12 protein-coding genes are annotated in these 14,561 nt (G+C 44.1%); 3 read left to right on the forward strand and 9 right to left on the reverse strand.

The genetic code is table 11. The annotated features are described in order from the left end of the window. Positions 1-142: 142 nt before the first annotated feature. Positions 143-1,321, reverse strand: a complete 1,179-nt coding sequence (locus C7B77_RS10080) for a M20 family metallopeptidase (RefSeq protein WP_106303640.1) — start codon at positions 1,319-1,321, stop codon at positions 143-145. 131 nt (positions 1,322-1,452) lie between these two features. Here C7B77_RS10080 and C7B77_RS10085 point away from each other — a divergent pair, with 131 nt between their 5' ends. Continuing rightward, positions 1,453-1,872, forward strand: coding sequence for a pre-16S rRNA-processing nuclease YqgF (locus C7B77_RS10085; RefSeq protein ID WP_106303643.1), 420 nt, complete (start codon positions 1,453-1,455; stop codon positions 1,870-1,872). Between the two features lie 73 nt (positions 1,873-1,945). Here C7B77_RS10085 and C7B77_RS10090 read toward each other — a convergent pair whose 3' ends face one another. The 3 genes from C7B77_RS10090 to map all read right to left on the reverse strand — a co-directional run bounded on the left by C7B77_RS10090 (position 1,946) and on the right by map (position 4,284). Beyond that, the gene (locus C7B77_RS10090; protein WP_106303668.1) at positions 1,946-2,254 is read right to left on the reverse strand and encodes an urease subunit beta; all 309 of its coding nucleotides are present in this window, start codon (positions 2,252-2,254) and stop codon (positions 1,946-1,948) included. A gap of 241 nt (positions 2,255-2,495) precedes the next feature. Next, positions 2,496-3,266, reverse strand: coding sequence for a hypothetical protein (locus tag C7B77_RS10095; protein WP_106303646.1), 771 nt, complete (start codon positions 3,264-3,266; stop codon positions 2,496-2,498). A gap of 190 nt (positions 3,267-3,456) precedes the next feature. Then, the gene (gene map / locus C7B77_RS10100; RefSeq protein WP_106303649.1) at positions 3,457-4,284 is read right to left on the reverse strand and encodes a type I methionyl aminopeptidase; all 828 of its coding nucleotides are present in this window, start codon (positions 4,282-4,284) and stop codon (positions 3,457-3,459) included. 345 nt (positions 4,285-4,629) lie between these two features. Between map and C7B77_RS10105 the strand changes: the two genes are divergently transcribed. Then, positions 4,630-5,178 carry a DNA phosphorothioation-associated protein 4 gene (locus C7B77_RS10105; protein ID WP_106303670.1) on the forward strand — a complete coding sequence of 183 codons (549 nt, stop codon included), beginning with the start codon at positions 4,630-4,632 and terminating at the stop codon, positions 5,176-5,178. 100 nt (positions 5,179-5,278) lie between these two features. Next, positions 5,279-6,889, forward strand: a complete 1,611-nt coding sequence (locus C7B77_RS10110; protein ID WP_106303651.1) for a B12-binding domain-containing radical SAM protein — start codon at positions 5,279-5,281, stop codon at positions 6,887-6,889. Between the two features lie 86 nt (positions 6,890-6,975). Here the strand turns inward: C7B77_RS10110 and C7B77_RS10115 are convergent, their stop codons facing one another. From C7B77_RS10115 to C7B77_RS10135, 5 genes are all read right to left on the reverse strand, one after another. Further along, positions 6,976-9,192 (reverse strand): O-linked N-acetylglucosamine transferase, SPINDLY family protein, encoded by a 2,217-nt coding sequence (locus C7B77_RS10115; RefSeq protein WP_106303654.1) that lies wholly within the window; start codon positions 9,190-9,192, stop codon positions 6,976-6,978. Positions 9,193-9,195: 3 nt separating this feature from the next. After that, positions 9,196-11,433 (reverse strand): O-linked N-acetylglucosamine transferase, SPINDLY family protein, encoded by a 2,238-nt coding sequence (locus C7B77_RS10120; protein WP_106303656.1) that lies wholly within the window; start codon positions 11,431-11,433, stop codon positions 9,196-9,198. A 205-nt stretch (positions 11,434-11,638) separates the two neighbouring features. Continuing rightward, positions 11,639-12,190, reverse strand: coding sequence for a type IV pilin-like G/H family protein (locus tag C7B77_RS10125; RefSeq protein WP_106303659.1), 552 nt, complete (start codon positions 12,188-12,190; stop codon positions 11,639-11,641). Positions 12,191-12,458: 268 nt separating this feature from the next. Further along, positions 12,459-13,013 (reverse strand): type IV pilin-like G/H family protein, encoded by a 555-nt coding sequence (locus C7B77_RS10130; protein ID WP_106303662.1) that lies wholly within the window; start codon positions 13,011-13,013, stop codon positions 12,459-12,461. A 368-nt stretch (positions 13,014-13,381) separates the two neighbouring features. After that, a partial coding sequence (locus C7B77_RS10135) for a proton extrusion protein PcxA (RefSeq protein ID WP_106303665.1) occupies positions 13,382-14,561 on the reverse strand: 1,180 nt, incomplete at its 5' end.

Consider the following 14,561-nt stretch of genomic DNA (forward strand, 5'->3'; position numbering starts at 1 on the left):
CAGATGTGTATAAGAGACAGAAGTAGGTATGTGCAATTATTTGTAAATATAAATTATGTTTGAAACCTAGTTGGTGGGCAGTGCCCACCCTACTAACTAATCTGACGCGACTAAAACTACTCAAACTATCAGCGATCGACTATCAACTAGTTTGCCAATATTGATATGCCGTATATGCCATCGTCACCACCCCAGTAATAATCGCCGACTCATCCACCATAAATTGGGGATGATGGAGGGGATGATTCTTAGTATCGGGCGTACCGACACCCAAGCGAAACATCGTTCCTGGAGCATGTTGCAAGTATACAGAGAAGTCCTCCGCACCGAGGGAGGGTTCGGGTAAGATTTGGACTCGATCGCTGCCCCAGGCGGCTCTGGCGGACGATTCGAGGATCTGAGTTAAGGCAATATCATTCTGTACGGAAGGGACGCCGCGCCGATAATTAACTTGGCATTTCGCACCATAAGTCCGACAAATATCGGTAACAATTTGCTCGATCCAATCGGGGAGCGTTGCATGTGTATCGGGATGGAGCGATCGAACCGTACCGGATAACTCCACGCGATCGGCAATAATATTAGGAGCGCGCCCACCGCTAATCGTGCCGATCGTCAATACAATCGGGCGTAATGGATTCTGGGTGCGACTGATTGCCTGTTGCAGTCCGGTAATTACCTGCGAGGCGATCCAGATCGCATCCACGGCTTCATGGGGTCTGGCACCATGTCCGGATTCGCCGATAATGGTAATTTCCAGATCGTCAGCAGCGGCGGTTAAGGCTCCGTACCTAATCCCGATCGAGCCTGCTGGAATCGATGGAAATACGTGAAGGGAAAAAATACTATCCACCTCTTTCATCACCCCGTCAGCGACCATCCAGGAGGCTCCCTGCGCGATTTCTTCAGCGGGTTGAAAGATAAAGCGCGTCGTACCGGGTAATTCCATGCCCAATTCTGCCAAAATCATCGCGGTACCCAAGCCGACGGTAGTATGCACATCATGACCGCAAGCGTGCATGATACCCTGATTTTTGGAGCTAAATGGCAACCCCGTCCGCTCGACGATCGGTAATGCGTCCATATCCGTCCGAATCGCCAACAGGCGATTATCTGTACCCGCACCAGCCAGTTCGCCGACAACACCCGTTTTCCCCACCGATTCCTGTGTCTGCAATCCCGCCGCCGACAATACCCCCGCGATATAAGCAGCCGTTTGATATTCCTGTCCGCTCAATTCGGGATGCGCGTGGATGTGACGGCGAATTTCAATCAATCTTGGTGCGAGATTGGTAGCGATAGAGTGAATGCGATCGAGCATGAGGGAGTTGGGAGTTTGGAGTTGGGAGAGAGGGACTGGAAACTCAGCCTAGTAGGGTGGGCACTGCCCACCAGAAAGGTTTCAGGTGATTCTAATCTATTAATATTTATTTATTCCTACTCAAAAACCTCATGACAGATCGCCAAGAGACAATTTTAGGATTCGATCCGGGTAAGGATAAGTGTGGAGTAGCAGTGATGGATGGAGATCGAGCCTTACTTTACCATCAAGTACTGTTGACAGCCGAGGTCGTTGCACAGATTAGCAATCTATGTCAGCAGTATAACGTCAGTCGGATTGTGATGGGCGACCAAACTACCGCGAAACAATGGCAACAACAGTTAACAGCAGTATTCCCCAATTTACCAATTACTTTAGTTGACGAGCGGTATAGTAGTCTCCAAGCACGCGATCGCTATTGGCAGATGTATCCGCCTAACTTTTTTACCAGTTTAATTCCTCAAGGGATGCGCCAACCACCCCGCCCGATCGACGATCTGGTCGCTATTATTTTAATCGAGCGATTCTTGGGCAAACACCCCGATCGTTAAGAGAACGCAGCGATTCACATCATCCGGTAGCGGCACATCGAAAAACACATTGCTCTATGCCGATCGTGGCCATTTATTCGAGTCTACCTTCGACTTGCGCGTTAAAGCCATAGATTTCGCGAGAGCCACTGAGCGCGACTAATTGGACTTGTTTCTCGTCTCCAGGCTCGAATCTGACTGCGGTACCCGCTGGGATATCGAGGCGCATTCCTTTGGTTGCCGCTCGATCGAATCTCAAAGCGGCATTAACTTCATAAAAGTGGTAGTGAGAGCCAATTTGGATCGGTCGATCGCCTGTATTTGCGACTGCAATCTGAAGGGTAGCACGATCGCTATTTAGTTCGATTTCGCCATCTCTGGCAATAATTTCGCCGGGAATCATAAGTGAGTGAATAGTGGATAGTGGATAGTGGATAGCGACTTGCGCACGCCTTTGTTTCCCGGCGGTTTGCGGATGCATTTCCGGTCGGGTCTCCCGATCGTGGAAATGCACCAAGCAGCAAATCAAGACAGTGGATAGTAATTAGCGAGTGAATTCTATAGATATTCCCGATATTATATATCGATCGAGTAGTCGAAAACCGATTTAACTATTCACTATCCACTACTCACTATCGACTAATTCACGCTGTTTTAAAGAAGCGAATCAGTTCGCGAGCGTGTTCGAGAAATTGTCCGTCAACGGTAATTTGCGAGATGGCTTGTTTGGCTTCTTGAGCTAATCGTTGATGCTCTAGTTCGTTACTCGCACGCAGATCCGCGATCGCAACTGTTAGTTTGGAGATTTCTGAGCGATTGGTGTCCCACCGAGAATTTTGCTGACTCAACCACGAATCATCTTCGTCAGGATTTAACTTGTCCATTAATTGAGCGACTCGATCTTCTAAGGTATGAAACCTGTCGCGTAGTTCGATAATATCATTGCGGGGGTAAGTAAATTGTTGTCGCATTCCACTCAGTCGTTCGGCTAGATACTCATAAGTACTAATTGCCGGACGTAATAGTGTGAGTAAAAGTACGCCAACCGAACTCCAATAACCTAAAGGTGTAATCCCACTAATTGCCAACCAATATAATCCGATCGCCGTACCTAAATGCAACCCGATCGCGACGATTAAAGACTTATTCGCAATACCACTCGCATATTGAATCGATCGATCTTCGACCTCGATACCTTGAAGTTGAGAGTCTTTGCCTGTCTGATATACGTCTTTTGCTTTAAAATAAATATTCCAGGGAACTGTAACGATTAAAATCGTCCATTCAAAAATTCCAATCCCGATCGCCCAGTCCCATAAACTACCCGTTGGCATCTGAAACCAATTTAATAAACCAAAGGCTAATAGAGCCAGAAACAGCAATCCAGAATTAAAAACTGCGATGCTACCGTACATAAGATATCTCTCGTGTTTATATTTGCTTATGCTCCATTGTGGATCGATATCCAGTGGCTTAACGATCGGCTTATGCTACTTTCTCAACCGCACAAAACGCATCCCCAATTTCTTGAAGAAATCGCACAAAACATATCCCCGACTTCTTAAAGAAGTCGGGGATATGGGTCGCTAATAAATTAATAACCGATTAGACCAAATTGCGATCGGTTAAAATTTCATAACCATCTTTGGTTACCAAGACAGTGTGCTCGAATTGAGCGGACAAAGATTTATCGATCGTGACTGCCGTCCATTTATCTGGCATCATTTTCGTAATCTTCGAGCCAGCATTGATAATCGGTTCGATCGCGATCGTCATTCCCGCTCTCAATTTGACATTGGGCATCTCGCGCGTGCGGAAATTAAATACTGATGGTTCCTCGTGCAAGTTGCGTCCGACGCCATGTCCGGTAAAATCTTCTACCACACTAAAGCCATTTGCCTCTACATGGTCTTGAATTGCGCCAGCAAGATCCAGTAAGTAAGCACCTTCTTTGACCTGTTCTATGCCCTTGTAGAGTGCTTCCTCAGCAACTTTAATTAATTTAGCAGCGTCGGGGCTGACGGTACCGACCCCAATGGTCACGCAAGAATCGCCATGAAATCCCTGAAAGAAGGCTCCTGTATCGACTTTGAGCACATCTCCTGGTTTGAGAACTTTTTTCCGATTGGGGATGCCATGCACCGCTTCATTATTGATACTCGAACAGATCGAGGCGGGGAATCCATACAACCCTTTGAAGCTAGGAATCGCATCCATTTCCCGAATCCGCTTCTCAGCATAAGCGTCTAAATCTGCGGTAGTCATCCCTGGCTCTACCATACCCATGATTTCTTTCAACACGGTTGCCACAATCCGCGAAGATTGGCGCATGATGCCGATTTCCCGCTCGGTTTTAATCTGGATGCCCTTTTGTTGCTTCTTTTCGCGGGTGGGTTGCTGCTTTTGCAAAAGTAAATCGCTGAGAATATTCATATCGTGATGGAGCAGGCTGAATAAAGGTACGTTAGTTGGGAGTTGGGAGTTGGGAGTTGGGAGTAGATTTAGACTCTATACCATTCATTTTAGTGCTTTCTTCGATCGTTGGCGTAGCTACTAGGCAAAGAGCATTCCCGCAACCGAATCGCTCGATATTTACCCTCGATCGAAGTTTAATCGATCGCGATCGACAGCCCCGTTTTATACTATCCCCAACTCTAACGTTGCTAATGTTCAAGAAATTAATGTTTATCTAAAGCCCATCTACTCCCAACTCCCCACTCCCAACTCCCCACTCCCCACTCCCAACTCCCAACTCCCAACTCCTCACTCCCCACGCCTATGTCAGAAAACCGTATCCGAGTTGCCAAAGATAAAGCCGAATTAGTCAAATCGTTAATTGCATCGACTGAAAATAATAGCCCCTTCCAAACTTATGCGGATGTAATGTTATTCGCAGCAGTATTAGGTGCCAAGCACAACCAGCGCATACCTCTGGGCGAAATCTCCAAAAAAGAACCAGGGCCGATTAGTATTGAGATCTTCATCGCGCGGGGTTACGATCCGGTACTGAAATTGATTGCGATCTCAGCTACCGAAAATATTAATGTAATTTCACCCGTTGGCGGAGCCTCTCCCATGTCGAATCGAGCCGACGTCGAACAGCAGCGGATTGGGATCTTTGAAGAGTATGCCAATGGTGGATTGGATTTACTCGATCGAGAATTGTGTGGTGCGGTAGACTATACCGAGCGAATTTTACTGATGCTCTCAGTTGAGGCAAAGCAACGAATGCCACACGGCAAGATGGGATCTGCCTCTAATTCTAATGGCGAAGATCCTACCTCAACAGCACCAGCCGAATTCGATCTGCGAAAGTTTTTGGGTTAAATATGTTGTCAAAGAAACAAAACCAATTAAACTAGGGTCAGCAGATATATGCGTCCATCATTCCACCTAACGGGGAATGCCGTTACTTGGAGATTGTATTATGAACGTCTTACTCCTCTATCCCCGATTCCCTAAGAGTTTTTGGTCGTTTGAGAAAACGATCGAGTTAATGGGTCGCAAAGCTTTGATCCCACCGTTGGGGCTGATTACCGTCGCTGCCATCCTACCTCAAGAGTGGAACTACAAGCTCGTCGATTTGAACGTTCGGGAAGTAACCGAAGCTGAGTGGAGTTGGTCGGAAATGGTAATTTGCTCGGCGATGATCGTGCAAAAACCAGATTTACTCGCCCAGATTCAAGAAGCCAAACGCAGGGGCAAGCGCGTCGCCGTCGGTGGGCCTTATGCTACTGCCTTACCCCATGAAGTTACCCAGGTGGGGGCAGATTATCTAATTTTAGATGAAGGCGAACTGACGATTCCGTTGTTTGTCGAAGCCATCAATCAAGGCCAAATGTCTGGCATCTTCCGCGCGCCCAATGGCGAACGTCCCGATGTCACCAGCACCCCCGTTCCTCGCTTTGAACTGCTGGAATTCGATGCTTATGCGGAAATGTCCGTGCAGTTTTCGCGCGGCTGTCCGTTCCAATGTGAGTTCTGCGATATCATCGTCCTCTACGGTCGCAAACCCCGTACCAAAGCACCAGCACAACTGCTCAAAGAACTCGATTATCTCTACGAATTGGGTTGGCGGCGGAGTATTTTTATGGTCGATGACAACTTCATCGGCAACAAACGCAACGTCAAACTGTTGCTCAAAGAATTATTGCCCTGGATGATCGAACATAAATATCCCTTCTCCTTTGCGACCGAAGCCTCCGTCGATTTAGCAGGCGACCAAGAGCTGATGGATATGATGGTCAAATGTAACTTTGGAGCCGTCTTCCTAGGCATTGAAACCCCCGATGAAGAGAGTTTAGCACTCACTCAAAAACACCAAAATACCCGCAGTTCCCTCAGCGAAGCAGTGAATAACATCACAAAATCGGGCATCCGCGTCATGGCTGGCTTTATTATCGGCTTCGACGGCGAAAAAACAGGTGCGGGCAACCGAATCGTTAAATTCGTCGAGCAGACCGATATTCCTACTGCTGTATTTAGTATGCTCCAAGCATTGCCAGATACCGCTTTGTGGCATCGGTTGACCAAAGAAGGCCGAATGCGTGTCGAGGGTGCAAATATCAATCAAACCACATTGATGAATTTTGTCCCGACTCGTCCCTTAGAAGAAATTGCCTGCGAGTATATGGATGCCTTCGATGAATTATACGAGCCATCTAAGTTCCTCGATCGCACTTACCGTCACTTCCTGACACTCGGTACCGCTACCTATCCCGATAAAGGCAAAGGTCGCAAGAAACCATTTAGTTGGGTGGTACTTCGCGCTCTGCTCATCATCTGTTGGCGACAAGGGGTGGTGCGTTCTACCCGTTGGCAGTTCTGGCGCAATCTTTGGAGTATGCAACAGATCAATCCTGGTGGGGTAGGTAGCTATTTGGGTGTTTGCGCTCAAATCGAACATTTCTTAGAATACCGAGGCATCGTGCGCCGGGAAATTGGCACTCAATTAGCCGAATTTTTGGCCGAAGAAGCCAGACTTAAAGTCGCAGAGGCGTCTGTAGAAAAAGTTGCAGTTGCTGAAACTGCTGCCTAAATAGTAGATACGATCTGACGCTAAAAAATCGAGGTAGGGTAATTTATCAAGTACCCCTACCTCGATTTTTTAGTCGATTTTCTGGATTAATTATGTGAGTAATCTGCGATGACTTCCGGCTGTTTTTCTTGATATATCGCCCACATCTGACAATAAGCCTCTTCCATGTCTAGCGTAAACTGCTTGGCATTCCAGACAGGCGCAGTAGTGCGTCCGATGCGTAACTTGTCGCGGATTTCCAATCTTAACTCACGATCGAGTCCCAATTTTATCCCCCACTCGACATATTCCTCTGCATTCCAGGCAATACCTTCCTCAATCCCCGCATTGAGCATGAAAGTATAACTATTGCGCGCCGCAAATTGTTGTCCTACCCGAGTTACCATCGGAATTCCCATCCACAGGGTTTCGAGAGTAGTGGTGGCTCCATTGTAGGGGAAAGTATCGAGCACGACATCCGCGATCGCCAGATTGGCTCGATGAGTATATTCGTCAGCAACATTGCCCAAAAACCGCAATCGATCGAATTCTACACCTTCTTCTGCGGCAATTTTACCGAAAAATTCCTGGATAATCGTGGGATCTGTATCGCCTTTGATAAGAAAATAACTGTTAGGTACCGACTTCAAAATCCGCAATTGCAATCTTACTGTTTCGGGATGACGTTTGTGGCCTCTTTGTCCGCTCCAATAAACAACCGCATCATCAGGAATATTCAAATTTCGTCTTTTTAGTGTGGGTATACCAACTTCAAAACCATTTACCGCTAAATAAGTCTGCGGTAATCGCCAAATCTTTTCTTGATAATATTCCTGAGCATTATCTGGCAAGACATAAGGATCGGCAATAAAATAATCGACAGTCGGCAAACCCGTTGCATCCCATCCCAACCAACTAACTTGCACTGGTGCGGGTTTGGCAGCTAGTACTTTACAGGTGGTATTCAGCGTCAGGCTATCTAATTCGATCAGAATATCGATCTTATCTGCTTTGATTTGTGCAGCAATAGAATCAGGATGAGGAGCAAGACAGTAACTAACATGAGATCGATCTCGAAACCATTGCTGATAGAAAGGATCGTCGGGATTATGGTTGATGCAATATGTGAAAACTTGAAATTTTTTGAGATCGTGATTCTGCATTAACCAACGACTCAACCACCCAACAGAATGACTTTTCAACGTAGAGGCTAAATAGCCAATTCTAATAATGCCAGCTTCTTTTGGTAATGCTACTGGTTCGATGTTATCGATCGAAGGTAAAGTCTGATTATATTGAAGATACTTATGCGCAATTTGATTCTGAAGTGGCCGAAAGTATGAAGGTCTATCTTCAACACACGGGAAGAACACAGATGACACTATCAAAGATTGATTGATATGTACTGCTAAATTTTCATGATTGCTGCCTGCAAAATCTTCAAGTAACTGATAATGTCTCGCTACAATTGACTTAGCACTTAACCAGTCACCAGCACTAAGCAAAGTTCTAATGATGCTAAAATTAGCAATTATTCGATCGGTTAAATTTTCGCAAAAATTGTAAGCATGAAAACCAATATCTATGGCTTTTTTGTAATTATTTAAACTGCAATTTAAAGTGGAACCAACATTGAGAATTCTAATATTATTAGGTTGAAACTCTAGGCAAATTTCTATGATGTCAACTAAAAATAAACTTCCACCAAATCGATGATTTAAATTCAGAGTTGCGTTTGCGATACTAATAATTAAGTCGAGTCTATAATTAGGAACTATCGACAAACATTGCCGAACAAATGTAGATACTAGTATGCTGGGAAATAACAATATTGATTCGAGTAAGTTTTGCAAAAGTTCTCGATCGATATCCTGTTCGGTGGCATCAGTTAATATTTCAATATATTGAAATTCAGTTAATGTTTCGGGAGTAAATCTTCCGAATTTAACTTCTAAGAGAATCGAACGGAATAAGTTGTCCACATGAGCGGAATTTATTTCTCGCAAATACTGACAAATTAGCCATGCTTCATCGAGATTATTTTCTGCGAATTTTCGAGCGGCAACTCGATCGATCGCAGTAGATAATTCATGAGTGAGAATATCGCTTTCTAGCTCGGATGAGCGATCGAATGGAATAAACCAAGTAGCTTGAGCTTCAACTTCTTGCTGTTGAAGTAAATAGGCAATTCCCAAATTCCAATAATTTTGGTTTTGGTCTTCTCCTTGTGTGATAATTGTCTCGTAATAATCGATAGTTCGATCTAAAAATGCCGATTCAAATTGAAGATCGAAATCGATTGAAGTTAGATTTAGAGCCTGCATAGATTAGTTATTCTCGTGAAGGTTGCCGATTTGCCAGTTGTTTTGTTGATAGATTGCCCACATTTCTCGATAAGCTTGCTCCATATCGAGTGTAAACTGCTGGGCATTCCAAACAGGTGCAGTTTGACGACCAGAACGCAACTTTTCACGAACTTCTAGACGTAAATGACGATCGAGTCCTAATCTAATTCCCCACTCGACATACTCTTGCTCAGTCCAGGCAATTCCTTCTTCGATCCCAGCATTGAGCATGAAAGTATAACTATTACGCGCGGCAAATTGCTTGCCTACCCGCGTCACCATCGGGATACCCATCCACAGAGTTTCTAACGTAGTAGTCGCACCATTGTATGGGAAAGTATCGAGGACGATATCGGCAATTGCCAGGTTAGCACGGTGCGTATATTCATCGCGAACGCCAGGTAAAAACCGCAAGCGATCTAAACTAACACCCTCCTCTTCTCCAATTTTGCCAAATAGATCCCGAACCATCTCAGGATCGCTTTTACCTTTAATTAATAAGTAGCTACCAGGCACATTGGCAATAATCCGCATCTGACATCTAATATTATCGGGGTGGCGTTTGTAACCACCCTGACTGCTAAAGTAAACTACGGCATCCGCAGGAATATCTAACTCTTGACGAGTGATATTGGGAATGCCAACTTCAAATCCATCTACAGCTAGATATGTTTGCGGTAATTTCCACAATTTTTCTTGATAGTAATCTTGAGCATCTTCAGCGACAACATAAGAATCGACAATAAAATAATCGATCGCCGGAATTCCAGAAGCATCGAAACCCAACCATGTTGCTTGTATCGGAGCTGGTTTGTATGCCATTATCTGACAGCTCAAGTCGAAGGTAAGACTATCTAAATCGATGAGAATGTCAATCTCATCTGCTTTAATTTGTGTAACTACTTCGCGAGCAAGATGTAGTGGATTACTATTAAAATAATAACTAACATCAGCTTTATCTCGAAACCATTTATGATTGAATGGATCTCGCTCATTTTGGTTGATACAGTAGATAAAAACTTGGAAAGACTGTCGATCGTAATATTGAAATAACCACCGACTCAACCAACCTACAGAGTGAGATCTTAAAGTAGAAGCTAAATAACCAATGCGAAGAATACCAGACTTTTTGGCTAAAGATGTATCAAACTTAGGCTCAAAATTTAGTACAGGAAGACTGTTTTGATATATTTTAGCAATTTGATTTTGGAGAGGTCGATCGATCTGAGGCTCATCGTTAGTACAGGAGCTAAAAAAGGATGATATTATGAAGTGATTTTCTGGCTTAGCTGAAGAAGATTCTGCCACAGCAGTTACCACCTGATACACGAGATCGCGATGCTGTATAACTCTAGATAAATAGTTTTGCCAGTTACCAGCAGTTAGATAAGATTTCTGAATTAAATAACTACTAAAAAGCCGTTGATACTGATGTTGAGCTAGTTCATAATATTGCTCAGCACAAGAAATTGCTCGATCGTGTACTGAAAGTCCTGAATATAAGCCAACTAAAACTTGAAGTGTATTTAGATCTTGAGGTACTAATGCATGACATATTTCTGTCAATTTAAGAGAGAAGAAACCAGCCTCTTTTTGAAAAAATAATTGAAATGCAGTACACACCACGTTAGGAATAATTAAATGGCGTAGATCGGCTGTCAATTGTAAGCACCGATCGATTATACTTAGGGTAAGGTCTGTAAATAAATCTTCGCTTAGTAATAAAGCTGAAATTATCTTATCTAATAGTCGATCGTTAATAGTCCCAATCGTTGCTGTCTCTAATAACTCATCAATTTGCCATTCGACCAATAGTTCTTCTGTCAATCGATCGAGCGCACTGGCGATTAAAATCAGTTGTAAAATATTATCGATCCGATCTGGCGCAATCGTCCACAGATGTTGTCGTAAGAGCCAAGCTTTTTCTAACTCTGAATTTTCTGCTTGCTGGTGAGCCTCTCGCTCTAAAATTCCGCTTAGATCTTCAGTATAAATATCGATTTCGGTTTCGGTAGCTACCGATAGCGGTACCATCCATGCTGATTGAGCATCTTCTTCTCTACCTGCTAGTAAATAACTTACTCCCAAATACCAGTAGTTACTCGCGATCGTTTCATCTGTTGAGATTGCTGCCTCATAAAATTCGATCGACTCGATCGAATTGTCAACAACCGAAAGATCGATAGAACTCGATTTAGCACGATCGATAGATACCTGCATGAATAAATATGGGGTAGATGGTAGATAATTTTAGAACTGCTCTAGTTTAGAGTATACTTGTGAGTACTCTACAATTAGATCCGAGAAATTACCCGATCGATACCAATCTAAAATTCGACTACTAGTAAAATTACTTATTAAAAATCAGCTTCAAGTTGACTGTCTGGAATGTTGGCGATAATTACGATCCCGTTCGCTAACAAATTTAAGTACCTAATTGAGTCATTCCCGCACCACAACTAGTCGTGAGAACACCAGCCGTGATGCTGAATGTCGGTGTAGCCACAGTACTAGTACCTGGTGATAGAGTTTCACAAACGGCAGAAGTAGCGACAGATTGACTTTGAGTGTTTGCATAACGTATGTTCCCACCAGTATAAGATTTGAGCGAAGTATCGTTTGATTGAGCCACGATAGTTGCGGTATCGATAGTACCAGTTAATGCGTAAGAGTAGTTATCAGTAGTAGCGGTAGAACTACTGCCAGCTAACGAACCAAGTGCTATGGCATCAAAGGTACTTGCAAAAGAAGTATTGGCAACGCGCAATGCACTTTGAATCCGATTGATCGCTCCAATATTCTGCTTTGCTTCGGATTGTTTTGCCTTAGCACTTTGGTTGAGAAAGCTGGGTAGCGAAACTGCGGCTAAAATACCAATGATGATGATGACAACTAACAGCTCGACAAGCGTAAAACCTCTTTCACCTTGTTTGCGACTTAGATGTTGGATAAATTTAGATTGAAATTCAATTTTCATACGTTTATAGCTTAATCCTAGATAATTTTCTACTAAAAATATCAGCTTTAAAAAAGTTTATATTAAAATAACATGGTTTAGAAAAATTGTAGCTGCTGAGAATTTAGTTTTACCTATTCACTCCAGATCGGATTTTAAAAACCCACTTACTCTCTCGGTCACAGTATTCCTTCTCAAGGTTTTGCGAACTTAAAAATAAATGGGTCTTGTTAAGGTGATTTAGGATCGGATATCGCCAAGAATTAGCAGTGCCAATCCGAGCGAGAATCTATGTACCCAATTGAGTGAAGGCAGTACCACAAGTAGTAGTAGCAACACCAGCAGCTTCAGCGAAGGTAGGTACAACAGCAGTATCAGTACCGGGTTGGAGAGTTTCGCACACGGCAGAAACAACAGTGGATTGGCTAGCAGTGTTGGTGTAACGGAAGTTACCACCAGTGTAAGACTTAAGCGAAGTATCTTTGGACTGAGCGATGACAGTAGCAGTATCGATAGTGCCAGTCAAGGTGTAAGTGTAGTTCACAGTACTAGCAGTATCACTGTTACCAGCTAATGCACCAATCGCCAAGACGTCGAAAGTGCTAGTAAAAGCGGTTTTTTCAGTACGGAGAGAAGTTTGAACGCGGTTGATTGCCGAAACGTTTTGTTTGGCTTCGGATTGTTTAGCTTTAGCGTTTTGGTTGAGGAAGTTAGGTAAGGCAACAGCAGCCAAAATACCAATGATGATGATGACAACTAACAATTCTACGAGTGTGAAACCTTTTTCGCTTTGTTTGCGGTTGTTGATGAATTGGATGAATTTAGCTTGTAGTTCGGTTCTCATTTTAGTTGTTTCCTGCAAGGTTGGGGTTGTTTGTTTCTTTGCTTCGTGTCCTCAGCTTACCCACTTCTTTCAAGTTACCTATCACCCCTAACCAACTTTTTTTAAATATCTTGGCAAGTGACGGTTATCCTCCTCTCAAACCCTTTAGCTGTGCGGGAATCGCTACCTAAATTAATTAAAATAAAAAGATAGATATCTGACTGACTCTACTGTTGAGAGCTGCTGAGTCGAACTTTTATCACTAAGTTTTGGCGATCGCGATCGCAAGTACAATTAAGCCCTAAAATGTAATATCCCCAACTTCTTGCAGGAGGTTGGGGATATATAATAAATAGTCTGTCGATTCTTGTTTGAACGCGATCGCGATGTTACTCATTCATTGACTTATAGGTAGCTACCGATGATGGCGACTGTCCAGTGAGGTAGCGGAAGATCCAGTACTTGAAGACGGTATCCATCAAGACGGGGAAGGTGGCGATAAATAACGAGTTGAAGCCGTTGTTGTCGGCAATGCCAAGATGTTTGGCGGTACCTTCGAGGATGATTTCCCAGCCGTGTGGCGAGTGAAAGCCGACGAAGGTATCGGTAAGCAGGATGATGATAAAGGCTTTGGCGGTATCGCTGAGTCCATAAATCAGATCGCCGAAAAATGATTTGAGGATCTCGATCTGTTGTTTGCTATGAGTAATCAACCACGAAAAGGTGATGACGGCAAGGATGTCTGCAAACCAGTTTTTGACGGCTTCGGAACTTTTGCGGTAGAAATTTACTTTGACTTGCTCGGCTTTGTGCTTAATTTGCTCCTCTTGTTGCTTGGGGGTGAGCTTGGGTGCCAATCCTACCAGTTGCTGGAATTTGATTTGCTTTTCAAATGTCTCGATCTCTTCAAATGCCTCTTTTTCGAGGTTGACATTCAGGAACACATCTGCATGTTGGTAGCTGCGATAGGCATCGACGACAGGCCCGACGACGACGATTTTGGAGATATATTGCACGAGCAGGGGCACTAAAATCATCATCAATATAAATCGCAGTGATGTTCTAGTTTTGCTCTGGCTGAAGCGATAGTTTTCGAGCACTTGAACGTCAGCGTTGGGATTGAGATCTTGCTGGATGCGCCGAAACGTATTGATGATCGAGATATCGATTACGGCTTTTTTGTCATTATTGACGTTTTCGTTCGATTGTTCGAGTCGATTGGACATACGATTAGACTGGCGGCGACTGGGTGTAGGATTTGGCTGGGTGAGGTTGGCCGCTCGTTGGCGATTCTGTTGTGCAGAGGCCGGTCTAGAGATCGATAGGGAACTAGGTGGTTCTGGTGGTTCTGGTGGTTCTGGTGGTGCCATAAAATCGATCGCACGTTCCCCTAAGCTCGATCTGAGCGGATCGATCGCGCGATCCGCATACCGAGTCAAAATTTCATCGATAAAGCTGAGTTTCTCTAGAATGCGCGCTTCATATTCGATATCCTGAGTATAGGGATTGAGATCGTTGCCGCCTCGTCGATCGAATTGTTCGCGCTCGCGCGATTGCGGATAGTTGTTC

The sequence above is a fragment of the Chamaesiphon polymorphus CCALA 037 genome (assembly GCF_003003845.1).
In the GTDB taxonomy this organism is placed as follows: domain Bacteria; phylum Cyanobacteriota; class Cyanobacteriia; order Cyanobacteriales; family Chamaesiphonaceae; genus Chamaesiphon; species Chamaesiphon polymorphus.

Coding starts and splice junctions, on each gene's coding strand:
- C7B77_RS10080 (WP_106303640.1), bottom strand. CDS start 1,321: ATGCTCGATCGCATTCACTCTATCGCTACCAATCTCGCACCAAGATTG.
- C7B77_RS10085 (WP_106303643.1), top strand. CDS start 1,453: ATGACAGATCGCCAAGAGACAATTTTAGGATTCGATCCGGGTAAGGAT.
- C7B77_RS10090 (WP_106303668.1), bottom strand. CDS start 2,254: ATGATTCCCGGCGAAATTATTGCCAGAGATGGCGAAATCGAACTAAAT.
- C7B77_RS10095 (WP_106303646.1), bottom strand. CDS start 3,266: ATGTACGGTAGCATCGCAGTTTTTAATTCTGGATTGCTGTTTCTGGCT.
- map (WP_106303649.1), bottom strand. CDS start 4,284: ATGAATATTCTCAGCGATTTACTTTTGCAAAAGCAGCAACCCACCCGC.
- C7B77_RS10105 (WP_106303670.1), top strand. CDS start 4,630: ATGTCAGAAAACCGTATCCGAGTTGCCAAAGATAAAGCCGAATTAGTC.
- C7B77_RS10110 (WP_106303651.1), top strand. CDS start 5,279: ATGAACGTCTTACTCCTCTATCCCCGATTCCCTAAGAGTTTTTGGTCG.
- C7B77_RS10115 (WP_106303654.1), bottom strand. CDS start 9,192: ATGCAGGCTCTAAATCTAACTTCAATCGATTTCGATCTTCAATTTGAA.
- C7B77_RS10120 (WP_106303656.1), bottom strand. CDS start 11,433: ATGCAGGTATCTATCGATCGTGCTAAATCGAGTTCTATCGATCTTTCG.
- C7B77_RS10125 (WP_106303659.1), bottom strand. CDS start 12,190: ATGAAAATTGAATTTCAATCTAAATTTATCCAACATCTAAGTCGCAAA.
- C7B77_RS10130 (WP_106303662.1), bottom strand. CDS start 13,013: ATGAGAACCGAACTACAAGCTAAATTCATCCAATTCATCAACAACCGC.